This window comes from Moraxella nonliquefaciens, assembly GCF_001679005.1.
GTDB classification, from domain to species: domain Bacteria; phylum Pseudomonadota; class Gammaproteobacteria; order Pseudomonadales; family Moraxellaceae; genus Moraxella; species Moraxella nonliquefaciens.
In genome coordinates, this window is sequence record NZ_LXTW01000001.1 from 1 (window position 1) to 20,371 (window position 20,371).

Consider the following 20,371-nt stretch of genomic DNA (forward strand, 5'->3'; position numbering starts at 1 on the left):
CTTAAAGATGGTGTAAAAAACGCCGAGCAAATCGCTAACGAAGCTCTAGAAAAAGCCGAAAAAATCGCCAAAGACCTTACCAAAGAAATCTCAGACACATTCAAAGAAATATCCGATGAACTTGCTGATGCTTTTGATAAATATAGACAAGCCGCCGAAGATGCTTTTAATAAATGGAAACAGCAAGCCGAAGACTTTTTTGATGACTTTAAACTTCCCAACCCCTTTGATGATCTCCCTGATGACCTTGCCGAAGCCTTTGCCAAATGGGCAGGTATCAACCGCTCAGGGTTTCATTATTTCTATGACCCAATCGTACTTGATTTAGATGGTGATGGTGTGATTACCATACAAAGAGCATTATTTAATCATAATAATATAAGTATACTTGTAATCAATGAAGAAGAAAGATGGGCGGCTTGATTGTTATAAAAGAAGATAGATGTTATGTTTGTGAGTGAATGGGTGTAAATGTGTTGGTTGTCGGCTTTGGTGGGTTAGGTTTTGATAATAAAACTTAGTGCATTAAGGCTTAACATGTTGGGTGTTGCTATCGCTTTGCCCAACCTACGGACTAAATCATGGGATTTATGATGAGTGATACCAATTATCAAAAATTTTCAGAGCCAGCAGGGTGGCTTGGTTTTATTGGTTATCCAGTGGTTATGTTTGCTTTATTAATGACTAATCATTATGGATATACAGAATTAGGTTTAAGTTCTTACAATAAGTATCATACATCTTTATCAATTGGTTATATGGTATTATTTAATAAGATTGACGGTGATTTCAAAAAAAGAGTGAATAATGAAATAAATATTCAATTTGATGATAAATATGCTTATAAAAATTTATATCCATCATACATGGTTATTTTATATGCATTATATGAGTTTTTAAAATCAACATGTATAACAGCATTATTTTTATCATTTCTGCTGATATATTCAAAATAGATTTTGTGGTTAATCATAGGCGATGGTCAAAAATACAAAAATTTGTTATGGCATATTTTTAAGTGTGATAAAATATTATTAAATATTTTATCATTAAATGATGATAAAATATTAAGGAATTGCTATGACTTTTGGAATAAGATGTATTGTGCTAATATTTTTTTGTGTGGCGATATATGGTTTAGGATATTATTATCATATTTTCCCTAGAAAATTTGATGGATTTTTGTCTGATACCATTGCCAGTAAACTCACAAAACACAATCAATTTCATATTGGTGATTATATTGAATATGGTAAAAATGATGTGTTGTGTGTTGTGCCATCTTATAAGTCTTTACCATTTAACGAAATTGTAATTGGTGAGCGTTCGAAAAATTTTATTGAGCAAAGAATTAATGGTTTTTTTGGTAAGAGTGATTCGTATAGGTGGATTATAGTGTTTAATTCACATGATAAGGGAAACCCAAGAATGTATAAAATTACTGGAAAGGCCGTACCAGATTTTAAAATTGCCCAATGTTATGATGGTCATAACATCGTATTTGAAAAAACCAAGCATGAAGATGTTTATATTTACTTTAAAATAAGAGAGGTTTAGTGGGTGTAAAATGTGTTGGTTGTCGGCTTTGGTGGGTTAGGTTTTGATAATAAAACTTAGTGCATTAAGGCTTAAAATGTTGGGTTTCACTGTCGTTCAACCCAACCTACGAGCTGTTTGATAGGGTGAAGTAGCTTTTATCATCATATGCTTGCTATTTATTCAAATATTCTATACAAACAATAAACGGTACTTTTGTAAACAAATATTCTAATGATAAATTTTTTGATTAAAAGCTATAAAAACCTAAACTCATTCAATCGATTTTCATTCTGGCTGTGTTTGGGTTTTGCTATATGTATGACAATCTTTTTATTGTTGATATGTAAGGGTTGGCACATTCCTACTGATGATGAGATACACTATACTAAGGGTAAGATGTTTGTGGTTACTGAGCATTTTCAGACACAACGAGGTCGCAGTAGCGTTAGGCATATACAAATGCATACTGATGATGGTCAGACCATGTATTTTAAATGTGGCTATTCTGCTTATGATTATATAGAGTATAGTGGTTGTTGGGTTAATCCTGAATTGCTTGAAACCGTGTATGGTGATATTCGCTTGGTGCATGGCAAATACGGAGAGATAGGTTGGTACACCCAGAAACCACTACTGTGGTTAAACAACCCATACCCTCAGCTAATCTCCTTAACCATCTGGCAAGATGGTAAACTTATCCCTATAAGAAACAAAGAAGTAAGCATTAAAAGAATGCGAGTTGACCACAAAGGTATTCCCCTTTTCATATTTGGAACTTGGGTAATATTTTCTTTGATGTTTTTGTTTGGTTATAAATATATTGGCTCTCAACCACACTTTAATGAGGAATAAATAATGGCAACCCTACCTAAGATTTCAAAAGAAAATGCCGATGCGGTATCAGGAGCGGTTACTGTCATGGCTAATGGTACTAATGGGCTTAATAACGCTGGTAATACTGGCTCATTTGTACCAAATCCGACTGTTTCTACTGAAACTGATGTTGTTATTGGTACAGGTCAGCTGGCGGTCGGTGCGGTGCAGACAGCAGATATGGTGGCTACACTGCCGGGAAAAGAAAACGGATTTTTAGCCACAAAGACAGTGAGAAAATTGGGCTAGACTGGTTTTGGGTTTAATTTGGCGGGAACCGTAAAAGATGGTATTGATATTTATGGCAATTTGATTGAAAAAGATGGCGACTGGTCGCAAGTTAAAGCCAAAGAAGTGTTAAGTTTATTATCTAATCTAACAGGGACGGTTTCAAGTTCTGCCTCTATTGCGGCAATGGGCGGTGCAGCTGCTACTGCGACAGGGGTTGGGGCTCCTGTTGGTGCACCAGTGGCGGGCTTATCAACAGTAGTGGCGGTGGGTGCAGGTTCAATGAGTGTTGGTTTGGGGGTCGCTGCTAATTCGGTTGATGAAAATTTGACCATTGGACAACTGTTGGACAATATGGGGAGCTATATCTCTGATTCTAGGTTGGGTAAATTTGTTTCCGAAGCTATTGATGAGGCTAGAAAGAGCGAAAACCACAGCCCAACCAAATTACTTGAAAAACTGCTAACACCAATCATGGAGTTTGGTATTAATCTTTCAAAAGAAGGTGATGAGCTTAGCAAAGAAATGGAGGATCTGGCGGAAAAAATCAAGGATACTTTAAAAGACATTTTGGATAAGATTGCTGATCTCAATTTCCCCAACCCCTTTGATAACCTCCCTGATGACCTTGCCGAAGCCTTTGCCAAATGGGCAGGTATCAACCGCTCAGGGTTTCATTATTTCTATGACCCAATCGTACTTGATTTAGATGGTGATGGTATAGAGACGATTGCTTATGATAAATTAAAGAAAGCTGTTTTTGATCATGACGGTATGGTTACCACACAAAGAGCGTTATTTAATCATAATAACATAAGTATACTTGCAATCAATGAAGAAGAAAGATGGGCGGCTTGATTGTTATAAAAGAAGATAGATGTTATGTTTGTGAGTGAATGGGTGTAAATGTGTTGGTTGTCGGCTTTGGTGGGTTAGGTTTTGATAATAAAACTTAGTGCATTAAGGCTTAACATGTTGGGTGTTGCTGTCGTTCAACCCAACCTACGAGCTTAGGGCGATTTTAAATTTATCTGAGTATACACCTATTTCCTTTGTATTATTTGATGGATAGGTCTACAATGGTTTAATTTTTTTGACTGATTATATGAAAATTCGTGATTTTGTATTCTTATTTTTAACATGCTGTGCTATATGGGTTATACCCTACTGTGTTTGGCATGGTCGTGGACTACCCCCTGAAAAAGACTTACATTATGTAGCAGGTAAAGTTAGGCTGGTTACTGTTGCCAGAGATGGTAAAAATAGAGACATTAAACACATGAGTATTGTCAATCCCCAAACCAAAGAAAGGCTGATGATTGCTTGTGGTAATAAGGTTATTCCCAAAAAAGATATTGGTAGTAGTTGTATATTAAGAGATGATCGTCTAGATGAAATACTCACCATTGGTTACTATTATCAACCCTCAGTACTTGGCATTACCAATGAAATCCCCCAAATGGCAACCATTCATATCAACAAACCTAATGGCGAGATGATAGCTGTTAAGGATTATGCCTCAACAAAAGATAAAATAGTATCCGCCAATCGGTTTTTTTTGATTTTAGGTCTGGCTACTATAATTTTATTAATATGGTCTCATATGAGAGATGTTAAAAAAGAGCTAAAAAAGAAGGAGCAAGAATATGACAACTAAACTAATCACAGAAGCCGTCGAGCAAGCCATTAAAGCCGCTGGTGGTGCTGGCGGTGTTGCTGGTAACGGTATTAACATTAAGACACTGCTTGATAAAGTAGAAGGTGGTGATGGGGTTGGTGTGGGTGCTGCTACGGCGGCAATAGCGGCTGGTATTGCTGGTACCGCATACACCATTGTTGATAAAGTGCCAGAAAGTAAATGGTCAAAGGGATTGATGGGTGGTTTGGGTGTTGTAGCTGGCGGTGCATTGGCTGTTGGAGATTACCAATCTATGAAAGACAGTTATGCCGAAAATGGTGAAATTAACCTAAAAGATGCTCTTAGCTTTGCAGGTAATGCATTGGCGGTTGCGGCAGGTATTGCCCTGATAGCTAATCCAGTTGGAGCAACTGTTGCTGCACTTACAGTGGGTTCGGTAGCTTTTGCAGGAGCAAGTTTGGCGGTGGATAAAGAAACAGATTTATTTAACGATGATATCAAGGCCAAACTAAACGACATCGCCTTAGGTAAGTCCATTCAAGATTTCTTTGATACTCAGGTTCAAGATGCTGTTGACAGTATGCTTAAAAATAAAGAAAAACTAGGAGAATTAGTAGATAAAATCAAAGATGAAATCACCAACAGTGAAAACCACAGCCCAACAGATTTGCTTGAAAAGCTTTTAACGCCAATCATGAAATTTGGTATTGGTCTGTCAGAAAAGGGTGATGAGTTAAGTGAGGAAGTTGATGAAGTGGCAGAAAAAGCTAAGGAATTCTTTAAAGATGTTTGGGATAAAGTTGCCGACTTCGAATTTCCCAACCCCTTTGATAACCTCCCTGATGACCTTGCCGAAGCCTTTGCCAAATGGGCAGGTATCAACCGCTCAGGGTTTCATTATTTCTATGACCCAATCGTACTTGATTTAGATGGTGATGGTATAGAGACGATTGCTTATGATAAATTAAAGAAAGCTGTTTTTGATCATGACGGTGATGGCATTGCTCATGCGACAGGCTGGGTGAAAAAAGATGATGGTATCCTTGTATTAGACCGCAATGGCGATGGTGTTATTAATGATGGGCGAGAGGTGTTTGGTGACAGCACGATTTTGAGTACAGGTGAGACCGCCAAGCACGGCTATGAGGCACTTGCCGACCTAGACAGCGATGGTAATGGCAAGATTAATGCCGATGATACCAAGTTTGATGAGCTTAGAGTATGGCGTGATTTGGACAGTGATGGCGTGAGTGATGTTGGGGAGTTATTTGGACTTCATGAGCTTGGTATTAGTGCGTTAAACCTTGATTATCAAGATGTGGACAAAAACCTGACAGGAGGCAATAAACTGACTCAGCTTGGCAGTTATGAGAAACATGATGGCAAAACAGGTGTCATGGGCGATGTGAATTTTAACTTTCATGGTGTGTACACCAAACATCTCGATGGTGTAAAAAATACAGATGACAGATTGCCAAATCTACAAGGCTCTGGGCGTGTCAGAAGTCTAAGCGAGGCAATGACACTATCTTCTGAGCTTAGAAATATCGTCGTCAATTACCTAAATGCCAAAAGCAAAGAGGAGCAGCTGTCAATGATGGACGGCTTGCTCAAAGCGTGGGCAAAAACCGATCCTGATTATCAAGATTATGAAAAGCCGATTTTCTTGTCGATAAGAAGCTCTAGTTCCCAAAAAGGTGCGGTGGGCATTGCAGGCAGTGGCGGTGCTACAATAATTGATACAATGGGCATGGCAGAGTTTGATAAAATCAAATATAAAATTGGTGTTATCGATAGTTTCATGAGCACAAAAACAGATAACATGTTTTATGCTAACGTCAAAGACTTTGAAAAAACAACCAAAATTATCAATGATACTTATGATAAACTCATTAAGTCTGTTTATAGTGGACTCTATCCGCAAACTGTTCAGAATCGTTATGGCGATTTGATAGATATTGTGGTAGATGTCAAAGATGGTAATATTCTGTTTGGTTTGGACATTAACCGACTGGTGAGCGACTTTAAGGCAAGGTTAGATGTAGGTGGTCAAACCGCAATGTCTGCCTTTGGCGATATCATGGAGTATTTTGCTTATCTTCAAGTGCAAACACAACCTAACATTGTTGGCAGAGATAAGTTGGTTAATTTGATAGAGCATGTTGTATCTAGCGTGCCAAAACATGAATTGGATGGTTGGATAAATGGTATTGATTTTAAGATTGATAGAGAATTACCAATTAAGATGGGCGATGCACAAGATAATCATTTAAATGGCGGTGCTGTGTTTGCAGGTGCTGGTAATGATCGGTTGACTGGAACTAAAAATTCTGACCTCCTATTTGGTCAAGATGGTAACGACACCCTAGACGGTGGCAACGGTGATGACATCTTAAATGGTGGTGCTGGCGATGATTATTTAAGCAATTCAGGTCATAAAAATGGCAATGACACTTACATCTTTAGTGGTGATTACGGCAATGATGTGATTTATGAATATGATTGGAATACTGAGAATCGCCATCAAGACACCATCCGTTTTACAGATGTTAATCTGTCTGCAGTTCAAGTCTTGTTAAAAGGTCAAGATTTAATCCTTAAAACATCAGACTCAAATAGTGTTACCATTCAAAACTTCCAGTACGGTGACTCTTATCATATTGAAAACTTCGAATTTGCTGACCAAACAGTCAGTCTTGCCGAACTGATGGCAACAAAAGTTGCCGCCTATCACGGCACAGATAATAACGATAATCATAATATAGCACAATGGAAATCTCAGAGCATCGCCCATCTGGGTGCTGGCAACGACGTTTTCAACGCTACTGGCGGCAAAACTGAAGTCTATGGGCAAGATGGTAATGATCGTGTTACGACAGGTACTGGCAACGATGTTTTAGATGGCGATAATGGTAACGACACCCTAAATAGCGGTGCTGGCGATGACCTCCTATTTGGTCAAGATGGTAACGACACCCTAGACGGTGGCAACGGTAATGACATCTTAAATGGTGGTGCTGGCGATGATTATTTGCAAGGAGGTGCAGGAGCGGACACTTTTGTGTTCTCTTTGGACGTGGATTTGGTGGTAGATGTTAGCCAGATTGGATTTGATAAAATTGCTGATTTTGATCTAAAGCAAGGAGATAAGATTGATCTAACAGGACTTTTTGCTGACAAATCAATCATGGACAATTTTGGTGATTATATTCATTTTGAAAAATCAGGTATCAACAATATTACGATGACGATTGATATTGATGGTAAGGATGAGATGTTTGAAAAAATAGCAATCGCTGATATATATTCAAATAACATCGATGGTGTGTTGAACCAACTCAATCAGGGTGAAGGTTTGATTTTGTAAAGTAATCATAAAAATAAGGCATCATCAAATGCCTTATTTTTTATGATTAAAGCGAATTATTCCATGCCATATTTTTGAGTAATGGTTTTTATCTCGCCATTTTTGACTAACTCATCAATGCCTTTATTGAGTGTTTGTGGTAGTTTGGTGTTATTTTTATTGGCTAAAAAGTGCAGTTGGCTTTGTCAGAGCAGGGTGTGATTTTTTTTGCTTGCATCCCTGTTTATGTCTGATAAGGGGTTAGGGTGATACTTGCTAGTTTTGGGTTATCAGCAAAATAGAAGAATACAGGTATTTTGGCATAATAGGCATTGGGTGTACCGTATTTTGATGTGCACTTTTCGGTTTGGAAAATGGCAGTGGTACCATATCGCTGATTCTAGAATCTAATTTTGGCAAAATAAGCTTTCAAATGTTGTTGGTTTAAATTGGATGTTAAGCTTTTTGTTTTTGGCAATGCAATACATCAGAATCAAAACCTGTAATGGCTCCTTTTTCATCAGAAAAATTAAAAGGTGCAACGTCTAAGATTGTTGCTATTGTTAATTTTTTAACATTAGAGGTGTTTGTGTCAAAACTATTTGTCTCCGTGTTGGTAATGGATGTTTTAACCGACATTTTTATTTTTGCGTATGGCATTGGTATCGACAGACAGGTTAGTGGCATGGACGTTAAGGTGATTTGATGGTAGCGGTACTCTTCTTGGTACTAGAATGAGCAAATGACCAGTTTCGATTAAAAATTTAAAATAATGTTTTTTAAAATATAAATCTATTGAAATTTTAGATTGAAATAAATGTAAAAACATATGTTTTTTTCAAAAATTAAACCCTATTCACATTTTTAAAACCATTGTAACTTGTTATATTTTGCCAAATGGCGTAAACTATACGGTATTTATTTATGAAGCTGTCTTTGATTTTTTTGGGGCGGATTCATGGATGAATTTAGCGTAAGCGATATGATTCTACCGACAGACGGCTTTTACCATGCTCATCATTCGCTGACCTAATGTAACAAATACATCAAACTTTCCTTAAAATGATATGGCGAATATTATGACAAAAAGTAGCAAAGATACGGTCGCTTATCAAAGCACCGAACTTAGTGCAGATGGCGCTGCATATATAGAGGCGTTGTACGAGGATTATTTGGCAGATAAGTCAAGCGTGAGCATCGAGTGGCAAAAATACTTTGCTGATTATGAGCAAGCAGGCGATGCTCCACATAATGCCATCAAAGAGCAATTCTTGCTCCTAGCCCGTAACCAAACCAACGCTCGCCCCATACAGTCAGCAGGCACAGGCACAGGTGACTGCGACCCTAAACAGATGGCAGTGCAACAGCTGATCAGCGCCTATCGTCGCCGTGGACATCGTGTCGCAAACATTGACCCTTTGGGACTACAAAAACGTGATGGTGTTGATGATTTGAGCTTGGCGTATCATGGCTTGTCTAAGGCTGACCTTGACACGACATTCCCAACCACGCTCATGCACATCGGCAAAGAGTCGGCAACACTGCGTGAGATTATTGAGATTTGTGAACGCATCTACTGTGGCAGTATTGGTTATGAGTATATGCACGTATTTAGTGCCACTGAGAAAAAATGGCTTGAAAAATACATTGAACAAAATCAAGGCTTTATCAAATTTGATAAAGATAAAAAGCTAGAAATCCTTGACCGTCTGACCGCCGCTGAGGGTTTGGAGAAGTACTTAGCTCGTAAATACACAGGCGTAAAACGCTTTGGTCTAGAAGGAGGCGAGAGCTTTATTCCTGCGGTACATGAGATGATTCAACGTGTGGGTACTTATGGGACCAAAGAGGTGGTCATTGGTATGGCTCATCGTGGACGCCTTAACCTGCTTGTTAATATCATGGGTAAAAACCCATCTGCCTTATTTGATGAATTTGATGGTAAAGTACAACCAACGGTTGGTTCAGGCGATGTTAAATACCATAATGGATTTAGCTCAAACATCATCACCAAAGGCGGTCAAATGCACCTTGCATTGGCATTTAACCCATCTCATTTGGAGATTGTCTCGCCTGTCATGTTGGGTTCGGTGCGTGCCAGACAAGCTCGTCGCAGTGGGGGTTATGGCTATGATATTGATAACAGTACAGTGTTGCCCATCGTGGTGCACGGCGATGCTGCCTTTGCAGGACAAGGTGTTAATCAAGAAACCTTTCAAATGTCGCAAACCCGTGCCTACAAAACAGGTGGTACGGTGCATATCGTGATTAATAATCAGGTAGGTTTTACCACTTCTCGCACCGATGATGCTCGTTCTACTGAATACTGTACAGACGTTGCCAAAATGGTACATGCTCCCATCTTGCATGTCAATGGTGATGACCCAGAGGCGGTCGTGTTTGCCAGTCAGCTTGTGCTAGATTATAGAAAAGAGTTCGGTCGTGATGTTGTGCTTGATATTGTTTGTTATCGTCGCAATGGACACAACGAATCGGATGAGCCATCAGCAACCCAGCCACTTATGTATCAAGTCATTAAAAAATTGCCAACCACTCGCACCCAATACGCCCAAAAATTGGCTGCCGAGGGTGTGCTAACTACCGAGCAAGCAAATGAGATTGATGATGCCTATCGTATCGCCCTAGATAATGGCGAGGATGTGGCTCACGGACTTGCCAAAGAGCCTGATGCCAGCCTGTTTGTAGATTGGTCGCCTTATGTTGGTCATGATTTGACCGATGATGTTCAAACAGGCGTGCCTGTGGATAAGCTCAAATCCTATGCAAAAGCCATGGCAAAAATGCCAGAGGGTTTTGAGTTGCAACGTCAAGTTGCCAAAGTAATAGAGCAACGTCTGGCCATGCAAACAGGACAAGAACCCATGAACTGGGGGGCTGCTGAGACACTGGCATACGCATCATTGGTTGATGAGGGGACATTGGTGCGTATCACAGGCGAGGATGTGGGTCGTGGGACATTCTCACACCGTCATAGCGAGCTGTATAACCAAAAAGATGCCAGCCTGTATGTTCCATTACAGCACATTCGTGAAGGACAAGCCCGTTTTGCCACTTATAATTCACTGCTGTCAGAGGAGGCGGTGCTTGCCTTTGAATACGGTTACTCTACCACTGTGCCAAATGCCCTGATTATATGGGAGGCTCAGTTTGGTGATTTTGCCAATGGGGCTCAGGTGGTCATTGACCAATTTATCTCATCGGGTGAGACCAAATGGCAACGTCTGTCAGGTCTGACCATGCTCTTGCCACACGGTTTTGAGGGGCAAGGTCCTGAGCATTCATCGGCACGTTTGGAACGTTTTTTACAGCTTTGTGCTGAGGATAACATGCAAGTTATCACCCCAACGACCCCTGCACAGATTTTCCATGCTCTACGCCGTCAAGTGATACAAAAAACTCGTAAGCCACTGATTGTCATGTCACCCAAGTCGCTACTTCGTCATCCGCTGGCAACATCAACACTTGATGAGCTTGCTGATGGCAAATTTGAAAGTGTGTTGCCTGAGATTGATGGTGTTGATAACAGTCAAGTAACCCGCATGGTATTGTGTGGCGGTAAAGTTTATTATGAGCTTTTGGAGGCTCGTCGCAAGTTAGAGATTGACCACATTGCCATCGTGCGTATTGAACAGCTTTATCCGTTGCCAGAGATGCGTATTTTGGCAGAACTTGACAAATATCCAAACCTTAACGAGGTTATTTGGACACAAGAAGAACCACTTAACCAAGGTGCGTGGTACTATTTACTGCCAGAGTTATATCGCTTAACAGAGGGCAGGGTCAAACTGCTACCTGCATCAGGTCGTCCTGCGGCAGCGGCACCTGCCACAGGCTCACCAAAGATTCATATGGCACAACAAAAAGCTCTGATTGCCCAAGGTTTGGGTGTAAGCGAAGAGCAACTATGAGTGGCAAGATGAACTCATAAGCTATGGGTTCATCTGACTGTTAACTTTACTGATTTATTAGCTTTATTAAAACTGCAAATTACTGCAAATTAATCCTTAGGAGTTTATCATGGCTGACATTAAAGCCCCCGTATTTCCAGAGTCGGTACAAGACGGTACCATCGTAGAGTGGCATGTTGCTGAGGGTGATCAAGTTGCCCGAGACCAACTGCTTGCTGAGATTGAGACTGATAAAGTTGTTTTAGAAGTCGTTGCCCCTGATGATGGTGTGATTGTTAGTATCGCCAAAGGTGTGGACAGCACCGTATTATCCGCCGAGGTCATCGCCACTTTCGAGGCGGGTGCAACTGCCACGCCAAAGACCAAAAGTGATGAATTGTCAAAAGATGATGAATTGTCAAAAGATGAAGCTGACAAAGGCACAACCATTGACCCGGCAAGCGTTGCTGCCCCCATACAGCCAAAAGATGATGCAGAGGGTGACTTTAAAGACCAAAGTCCAGCGGTTCGTAAAGCTGCCAAAGAAACAGGCGTAAACCCAGCAGACGTACAAGGCTCGGGTCGTGGTGGTCGTGTTACCAAATCTGACATGATTAACCCCACTCTAAAAGGCGACAACGGTCAAGTCATCGCTACTGCCATCGGTCAGCGTATTGAAAAACGTGAGCCAATGACACGCTTACGTAAGCGTATCGCCGAGCGTCTATTGTCTGCCACCCAAGAAACCGCCATGCTTACCACGTTTAACGAGGTAAACATGAAACCACTTATGGACTTGCGTACTAAATATAAAGACCAATTTGAAAAACGCCATGGCGTAAAACTGGGCTTTATGTCGTTATTTGTCAAAGCAGCCACCGAAGCCTTAAAGCGTTTTCCTGCGGTCAACGCATCCATTGATGGTGAGGACATTGTCTATCATGGCTACTATGATGTGGGCGTGGCGGTGTCAAGCGATCGTGGTTTGGTTGTGCCTGTTTTGCGAGATACTGATGGGATGGGTTTGGCTGACATTGAAAGCGGTATCCGTGATTATGCCACCAAAGCTCGTGAAGGCAAATTGTCTATTGAGGAGATGACTGGCGGTACATTTACCATCACCAATGGCGGTGTGTTCGGTTCGCTACTATCTACCCCAATCATCAACCCGCCACAAACTGCCATCTTAGGCATGCATGCCATTAACGAGCGTCCTATGGCGGTTAATGGTCAAGTGGTTATCTTGCCAATGATGTATCTTGCTTTATCTTATGATCATCGTTTGATTGATGGTAAAGATGCGGTTCAATTTTTGGTAACCATCAAAGAGCTGATTGAAGACCCAGCACGTCTGATTTTGGATTTGTGATGTATTTATGCCTATGCTTAAAAGGTAGGCATTTTATTTTTAAAAGATTTTACTTTAAAAGAGAGTATGACCATGAAAAATTCATATGATTTGGTAGTAATCGGTGGTGGGCCCGGTGGCTATGAAGCTGCCATTCGTGCAGCCCAGCTTGGGTTAAGCACCGCTTGTATTGAAAAACGCATTCATAAAGGCGAACCTGCTCTTGGCGGTACTTGCCTAAATGTGGGCTGTATTCCGTCAAAAGCCTTACTTGACAGCTCACACCGCTATGAAGCAACTCGCCATGAGCTTGGTGAACATGGTATCACCACAGGCGATGTGGGTATTGATGTATCAAAAATGCTAGAACGCAAAGACAGTATTGTCAAAGGCTTGACCGCAGGTGTGGCAGGTCTATTAAAAGGCAATGGCGTGGACTGGCTACAAGGCACAGGTACACTGCTTGACGGCAAATCAGCCGAAAAACAAGTCAAATTTACCGCTCATGACGGCACCGAGACCACCATTACTGCCAAATATGTGATTTTGGCGGCAGGTTCTGTGCCAATTGAAATCCCAGTTGCCAAAACTGATGGCGAGTTTATCGTGGACAGTACTGGTGCCTTAGAATTTAGTGAAGCCCCAAAACGTCTTGGTGTTATCGGTGCTGGTGTGATTGGTTTGGAGCTTGGCTCGGTATGGCGTCGCTTGGGTTCAGAAGTGGTTGTTTATGAAGCCATGCCAGAATTTTTGGCAGTCGCTGACAAAGACATTGCCAAAGAAGCAGGTAAACTGCTCAAAAAACAAGGTCTTGACATTCGTGTGGATACCAAAGTGACGGGTGCTGAGGTGGTGGGTGGCGAAGTAGTTGTAACTACTGATGTCAAAGGCGAAACCAAAACCGAAACCTTTGACAAGCTTATCGTCTGCGTGGGCCGCCGTGCATATAGCGAAGGCTTATTGGCTGACGGCTGTGGCATTGAGCTGACCGAGCGTGGCTTGGTGGCGGTAGATGACCAATGTAAAACCAACCTAGACGGCGTTTATGCCATTGGTGATTTGGTTCGTGGCCCAATGCTTGCCCACAAAGCGATGGAAGAGGGCATGATGGCAGTAGAACGCATTCATGGTGAAAAAGCTCAGGTAAACTATGACACCATCATCAGTGTGATTTATACACATCCTGAGATTGCATGGGTAGGTTTGACCGAAGAGCAAGCAAAAGCCCGTGGACACGAGGTTAAAACAGGTTCATTTAACCTATCTGCCAACGGTCGTGCCTTAGCCCAAGGTGAGGGTGTGGGCGTGATTAAAGTGGTGGCAGATGCTAAGACTGACCGTCTGCTAGGCTTACACATGGTAGGTGTGGGTGCTGGCGACATCGTCCACCAAGGCATGATTGCCCTTGAATTTGTGTCAAGTGTAGAAGACCTACAGCTTATGACATTCGCTCACCCAACCGTATCAGAAGCGGTGCATGAGGCGGTATTGTCAGCAGACGGTCGAGCTATTCATGCGATTCAGCGTAAGAAGCGTTGATTGACACTAAGCAAAACGCTCTTTTGGAGCGTTTTGCAGAATTATATCAATAGATATCAGTTTGAATTAAAGACAAAAGTCAAATCGTGACAAATTTATGATGTGACTTCGGAATTGTTGGGTGTAATTATAGTTGGGCTAAATCCCCAATTTATGATTCTATTGTATTGTGACACAATTGGTATTTTAAACGAAAATAAACTATTACTATTATTGGTATTGATTATATTAACTATTGAGTTTATAATGGTTTGCCTCTGCTGTGGTGAGTTTGTAATTTGAGAAAAACTCTTAGTATCATTGTTCCTGTGTATAACTCCAAGGATTTCTTAAAGGAGTCTTTAGGGTGCTTAAAAAGGCAAAACTCAGATTGCTTGGAATTCATCATCGTAAATGATGGCTCAACAGATAATTCTGAGTCTATTGTTCAAAATTTAATAAGGGATGATAACCGCTTTTTGTATATAGCAAAACCTATGAATACAGGCTATGGACATACTTGTAATTTAGGCATTGCTCATAGTTCAGGCGACTATATAGCAGTCTTTGAGCCTGATGATTTAATACCTGATGATTTTTATCAGGTTCTTTTGCATCATGCCAATATAACCAATGCCGATATTATTAAATACAATGGTATTTATAAATTTAATACCAATGTTGATAACAAGGAGAGGATTTTTAAATTAAAAAACTTCCCAAAAGGTAAGTTTTTTAAATATGATTATCCTAGATTTTGGATATCTCACCCAGCTACGATAAATGCTATTTATAAAAAAGAATTTTTATATAATAATTGCATTAAATATGTAGAGGGTGCTGGAGCTTCTTATCAAGATGTTCAATTTTTGGTTTCGTTGTTTTATGGGAACCCTAGTATTGTTTTATTAGATCAATGCAAATACATGTATAGACATCATAATGGGCAGTCTGTCAATCAAACCAGCAGTAATATTCTAGACAACGTAATCAAGAACTGGAAAGAGTTTTTTGTTATTTCTAGAGAATTTATCAATCGCGAAAGCTCTTGGTTTGCAATAATTCAGATGTATAGACAATGCATTTCTCTTGAAAAGCGCATGGTACGCAATAGCAATCAACTTAGTATTTTTTATGTAAAGAGTCTGTTTAGATATGGTTTTCCAAAAATTGAACAATTAAGATGGTTTGGTTTTTCAAAAATAGATATAGTTAAATTTTACTTATTTCCTATCAGGGTTCTTTTTCTATATTTGATAAGCAAAACTCCATTTTTTTCTTAAGTGTATTAAAGGTGATTTTATGTTTGATGAATCTTGTTCTACAAAATATTTAATTATTGGTGGCGGTGTTTCTGGTTTGGCATTTGCAAATTTTATTAACAGCGATGATTATTTAATTTTAGAAAAAGAGTCAGAACTAGGGGGGTATTGCCGAACAATATATCAAGACGGCTATATCTGGGATTATGCAGGTCATTTTTTCCATTTTGCAACTGATGAGATGAAAAATTTCTTTAATAGTCGCATATCTCCGAATGATTTAATTTACAAAACAAAATCAACTAAGATATTTTATAATAATCTTGTTATTGATTTCCCATTTCAAGCAAATATTCACCAATTGGACAAAGAAGAGTTTATTGATTGTTTATATGATTTATATTTTAGAAAAAAGAATGAATCTGAGAATAGCTTACAATCTTTTCTTGAAATGTTGTACGAAAAATTTGGTATTTCTATTACAGAAAAGTTCTTAAAGCCTTATAATGAAAAACTTTACGCATGTGATTTGAATCAATTGGATAAAGACGCTATGGGTAGATTTTTTCCATATGCTGACTTAGAGCAAGTTATTAGAAGCTTTAAAAATGATTATAATGGAAGTTATAATGCTTCTTTTATGTACCCTAAAGATGGTGCAAAAGTTTTTGTCGATGCACTGGCTAGCGATATTGATCGTAAAAAGATATGTATGAAAGAGTCAGTTATCGAGATTGATTCTGAGGAAAAATATGTCTTGACCAACCTAGGTAGAAAGATTAGCTATGAGTTTTTAATTAATTCATCGCCATTAAACGTTTTTCTTGAATTATTGGGTAAACAAAAGTATAAAGACATTGCAAAAAAATTATCTTGGAATAAAGTTTTGGTATTCAATCTGGGCTTCTCAAAGAAATCCAAATATAAAGATATTCACTGGGCTTATATACCTGATAAGACTATCAATTTTTATCGTGTGGGTTTTTATGATAACATATTAGATGAAGATAGATTGAGTATGTACGTTGAAATTGGTCTTCCCCCCGAAATGTCATTTGATATTGATAAAGAATTGGCATTAACTCTGCAGAATATACAAAAATTGGGTATTACTGATGAATCACATGATTTGATATCATATTCAGTAATTCTGATGGATCCGGCCTATGTCCATGTTGATTCCAATCTTGATGCAATTAAAGCTGAATTGAAAGATGAATTTAAGGAATTACAAATATTTAGTATAGGTCGTTACGGTGATTGGAAATATTGCTCTATAGAAGACTCTATGATAGATGCCTTGAATATTGCCAATAAATTAAATAATGAGGAATGAATCATATTATGAAAAAACTATCTGTAATTTTACCCTGCTACAATGTCCAAGACTATGTTGAAAGAGCTATTAACTCTCTAAGAATGCAGGAATGGGAAAATCTTGAGATTATCGCCGTAAATGATGGCTCGCAAGATAATACTTTGGATGTTTTAAAATCTATTAAGAAGCAGTTTCCCGAGTTGAAAATCTTAAGTCAAGCCAATAAGGGATACGGTACAGCTGTAAATGCTGGAATGGAGTCTGCTACAGGTGATTACGTGGCAATACTTGAGCCAGATGATTATTTAGATAATGATTATTATTCGCCACTGATTGCAACTGCCGAAGGCTTATGGGCTGATGTAGTTTTTTACAACTCATATTTTGAATGTAGGCAGGGATTTAAAAAGCGTTTAGTCTCATTACACATGCCTAGTCGATTTACTCAATCATCCTTGCTGACTGATAATGAGATATGCCAAAGACTGGCATTGGGCAATGTGGGTATTTGCTTTGCCATCTATCGCAGAAGTTTTTTATTGGATAATGGTATTACATTAAATAATACTGCTAGAGCATATGAGGATGTGCCTTTTGTGGGTTCAGTATTAAATATGGCCGAAAAGGTTGCAGTCATACCTGGTGGCGGTTATCATTATAATAGAGATATACCTGGTCAATCAGTGACAAACCAAAGCAGATTTGCCTCTATATTGAAAGTAACCCAGCAATTTTTCGCTGAAAATAGATTGAAGTCAACTAGGGAGTCTGCAATAAGAGGATATTTTCTAAAACATCTAGCCGTGTATTGGAATAAGACTACAAGTGCAGAGTTGAAAGATTGTATTTTAGCATTAATGCATGATATTGGTCATAAAAATGACCTAATGTGTGAAGAATGGACATATCAATTTATAAAAAGCAAATTACCAAAAATGCAATTTAATAGACACTCCACCTCTTCTATTGTGCCAAATATTACTCCGCTAAAAGATCTTCCACCACTTGCAAAAGTTTTGAGTGACGGTACTTATTATCAATTTATGAGTTTTGCTCGCTATAAACTATCAAGAATGTTGGAAGAGAATCTGCCAACAGTAAATTTCTTGAATGAAATGTATTGTCTATTAAATATTCCAGAAGTTGAAAAAAATGATATGTTAAAAAGAGTGATTCTGGAGATTTTTAGTCGTGAGGATTTTATTTCTTTATTTCAAAAAAACAATACAATGTCGGTAAAATTGATGGCAAAAGCGAGAATGCTTGATTTAATCCCTGATATATCGGTTTACTGTGAAGATGAAAAATTTGCCAAACTTTTACTTGAGGATTCTCAGATTTCTAGTTTTTCAGAATTGAAAGATGTTTCTAATATAAAACAATACTATCATTTTTTTGAAAAGGCTAATGTCAACTCTAAAGACTTTCTAAGTTATTTGCAGGGAAAATCGATTGCCATCGTGGGAAATAGCCCTTGTGAGCTAAATAAAAATAAAGGCCCTCAAATTGATGGGCATGATGTAGTTATTAGATTTAATAACTATGAAATTAGTGATAAAACTAAACCGGATTATGGTAGCAAGATATCAACATGGGCATGCACACCAACCTTAGAGTCTATTAGGCTAAGGGAGGATGTTGGTTGTATGGACTTCATCCTAGTCCCAAAGGTTAATACTTATATGCCAAAGTTTAGATTGGACTCGTTAGTAAATCTTGCTCAATCAGGTATCAATATTGGCATGTTTGATGCTACTGATTATATGAAAAAATATGATATGAGAATTTTTTCGTTAGGTCTTTTGATGATTCTATGGTTGGCTGACAACAAAGAAAAATTTAAATCTATATCCATTTATGGTTTTTCTCTGACAGATCAATTAGATGGAGTAAAGCATTATTTTAGTGGAGATCCAAGTGCTGGCAAGCAATTATCATTCCACAAATGGTCAAAAGAGGCTTTAATTCTTAATTCATTAATACAGTCTGGAGTTGTTAAAAAATGTTAAAACACTATATTCATTGCCACGAAGGTTATAATTTGAACAAAGGCGGTTCTGTTGGGTATCTATCAACTTTGTATGCAAGTTTTGAACGTTATGGTTCTTTTAATTCACGAAGTGGTATACAAAATTGCTTCTTATTTCCCAATCTTGCCGAAGGAGAGAGGCTTTACAATAGAGCGTTAGATGAAGTAATTTATGATGATTTTCGGTATATCGATGAGTTTCAAAATCCAAGTGGCATGCAGGTTTTGATAAATGAAAGAAAGCGTTGGTTTAGGGAGATTTTGCCAACAAGTGAATATGGTAAGATAGATTTTAGGAATATTAAGTCAATTCATATACATGGCGCATACAATTTTCTACCAGTTTTCAATACCTTGCGCAGAGAGGGTGTTGAAAATCAGGTGGTTAAGATATTAACCACTCACAATCCACATAAACCGGAATTTGAAGATATGGAACTAATATCTCGAGGTAGAACATGGTCGGATGCTGATATTAAGACTTTGAGATACTTCTATCAAGAGAGGGATTTTTGGGCGTTTAAATTGGCAGATGCTCTAATGTTTCCTTCTGAGTATAGTATGGAGGGGTACTTTCAAACTTGGCCAGATTTTGAGAACATAATTAAAAATAAAAAAGTATATTTCTGCACCACATCTGGGCAGGAGAAACCTCAAAATATAGATAGTACTATCATGAGACAAAGCTTGGGTATCCCTCAGGATGCAACGGTACTACTATATTTAGGTCGTTTTGTGAATATACGTGGCTATGATATCTTGATTGAATCAGCGAAGAGGGTTATCCAAAACAATCCAAATGTTTATTTTGTTGTCGTAGGGGAGAGTGCAAAAACTACAGAATTTAACACTAAACAATGGATACAGGTGCCTTTTACAACAACCCCAGGCAATTATATTGGTATGGCGGATGCTTGTTTGTGTCCAAATAAAGGTAGTTTGTTTGATTTGAGCATGATTGAAATCTTGGCTTCGGGTACTCCTTTGCTTGGATGTGATGTTGGTGGCTATAAATGGCTAAAAGGAAGAACGGCAGGGGCGCTATTATCACAGCCGAACGATGTTGATGATTTTACGGCGAATATATTAAGCTTTTTAGCCATTCCTGAGCCGGAAAAGGCAAGAATGAGGCAACAAAATCTAAATCTGTACCAAAATGAACTGCATTTAAAATATTTTTATCAAAATTACCTTGATGCGTTGGAAAGTATTTATAGTGATTTTGGTATAACTGAGACAAAATCAGATAATAGGATTTTGAGGATTGACACCAGTTTTGAACAAAACTACAAAAGAAATATGGAGCAACCAGTATTTTTTGCAACGCCTGTAGCCCCTCCTGTACCGACCCCAAGTCCGACCC

The 20,371-nt window shown here is 38.8% G+C and carries 16 protein-coding genes; 15 read left to right on the forward strand and 1 reads right to left on the reverse strand.

Annotated features, from left to right (window positions below):
• The 8 genes from A7456_RS11250 to A7456_RS11960 form a co-directional block, all read left to right on the forward strand.
• Positions 1 to 423, forward strand: a 423-nt coding sequence (locus tag A7456_RS11250; RefSeq protein ID WP_211266059.1) for a hypothetical protein, incomplete at its 5' end; no start/stop codon positions are given.
• Between the two features lie 170 nt (positions 424 to 593).
• Positions 594 to 956: a hypothetical protein gene (locus A7456_RS00010; RefSeq protein WP_067006215.1), complete on the forward strand. Its 363-nt coding sequence runs from the start codon at positions 594 to 596 to the stop codon at positions 954 to 956.
• 124 nt (positions 957 to 1,080) lie between these two features.
• On the forward strand, positions 1,081 to 1,557 hold the full coding sequence (locus tag A7456_RS00015) for a hypothetical protein (RefSeq protein WP_067006217.1): 477 nt from the start codon (positions 1,081 to 1,083) through the stop codon (positions 1,555 to 1,557).
• Positions 1,558 to 1,857: 300 nt separating this feature from the next.
• Positions 1,858 to 2,391, forward strand: coding sequence for a hypothetical protein (locus A7456_RS00020; protein ID WP_066886551.1), 534 nt, complete (start codon positions 1,858 to 1,860; stop codon positions 2,389 to 2,391).
• A 3-nt stretch (positions 2,392 to 2,394) separates the two neighbouring features.
• Complete coding sequence (locus tag A7456_RS00025) at positions 2,395 to 2,661, forward strand: hypothetical protein (RefSeq protein ID WP_067006219.1); 267 nt, start codon at positions 2,395 to 2,397, stop codon at positions 2,659 to 2,661.
• Between the two features lie 18 nt (positions 2,662 to 2,679).
• A complete protein-coding gene (locus tag A7456_RS00030) occupies positions 2,680 to 3,498 on the forward strand; it encodes a hypothetical protein (RefSeq protein ID WP_067006220.1) in 819 nt (272 codons plus the stop codon).
• A gap of 247 nt (positions 3,499 to 3,745) precedes the next feature.
• Positions 3,746 to 4,297: a hypothetical protein gene (locus A7456_RS00035; protein WP_067006221.1), complete on the forward strand. Its 552-nt coding sequence runs from the start codon at positions 3,746 to 3,748 to the stop codon at positions 4,295 to 4,297.
• Positions 4,287 to 7,646: a calcium-binding protein gene (locus tag A7456_RS11960; protein WP_067006222.1), complete on the forward strand. Its 3,360-nt coding sequence runs from the start codon at positions 4,287 to 4,289 to the stop codon at positions 7,644 to 7,646. Before A7456_RS00035 ends, A7456_RS11960 begins: the two co-directional genes overlap by 11 nt.
• A 435-nt stretch (positions 7,647 to 8,081) precedes the next feature.
• On the opposite strand, the gene A7456_RS11555 is transcribed toward A7456_RS11960, so the two are convergent.
• On the reverse strand, positions 8,082 to 8,285 hold the full coding sequence (locus A7456_RS11555; RefSeq protein WP_198455353.1) for a hypothetical protein: 204 nt from the start codon (positions 8,283 to 8,285) through the stop codon (positions 8,082 to 8,084).
• A 419-nt stretch (positions 8,286 to 8,704) separates the two neighbouring features.
• On the opposite strand from A7456_RS11555, the gene A7456_RS00050 reads away from it, so the two are divergent.
• The 7 genes from A7456_RS00050 to A7456_RS00080 form a co-directional block, all read left to right on the forward strand.
• Positions 8,705 to 11,554, forward strand: a complete 2,850-nt coding sequence (locus A7456_RS00050; RefSeq protein WP_067006226.1) for a 2-oxoglutarate dehydrogenase E1 component — start codon at positions 8,705 to 8,707, stop codon at positions 11,552 to 11,554.
• Positions 11,555 to 11,663: 109 nt separating this feature from the next.
• Positions 11,664 to 12,902 (forward strand): 2-oxoglutarate dehydrogenase complex dihydrolipoyllysine-residue succinyltransferase, encoded by a 1,239-nt coding sequence (gene odhB / locus A7456_RS00055; RefSeq protein ID WP_067006229.1) that lies wholly within the window; start codon positions 11,664 to 11,666, stop codon positions 12,900 to 12,902.
• 72 nt (positions 12,903 to 12,974) lie between these two features.
• Entirely contained in the window at positions 12,975 to 14,420 is a 1,446-nt protein-coding gene (gene lpdA / locus A7456_RS00060; RefSeq protein WP_067006601.1) for a dihydrolipoyl dehydrogenase, read from the forward strand.
• Between the two features lie 278 nt (positions 14,421 to 14,698).
• Positions 14,699 to 15,682 carry a glycosyltransferase family 2 protein gene (locus tag A7456_RS00065; protein ID WP_082995354.1) on the forward strand — a complete coding sequence of 328 codons (984 nt, stop codon included), beginning with the start codon at positions 14,699 to 14,701 and terminating at the stop codon, positions 15,680 to 15,682.
• 19 nt (positions 15,683 to 15,701) lie between these two features.
• Positions 15,702 to 16,997, forward strand: a complete 1,296-nt coding sequence (locus tag A7456_RS00070; RefSeq protein WP_067006236.1) for a protoporphyrinogen/coproporphyrinogen oxidase — start codon at positions 15,702 to 15,704, stop codon at positions 16,995 to 16,997.
• An 8-nt stretch (positions 16,998 to 17,005) separates the two neighbouring features.
• Entirely contained in the window at positions 17,006 to 18,988 is a 1,983-nt protein-coding gene (locus A7456_RS00075; RefSeq protein WP_158512448.1) for a glycosyltransferase family 29 protein, read from the forward strand.
• Positions 18,982 to 20,371: glycosyltransferase family 4 protein (locus tag A7456_RS00080; protein ID WP_067006242.1), on the forward strand; the 1,390-nt coding region annotated here is incomplete at its 3' end. The genes A7456_RS00075 and A7456_RS00080, both read left to right, overlap by 7 nt.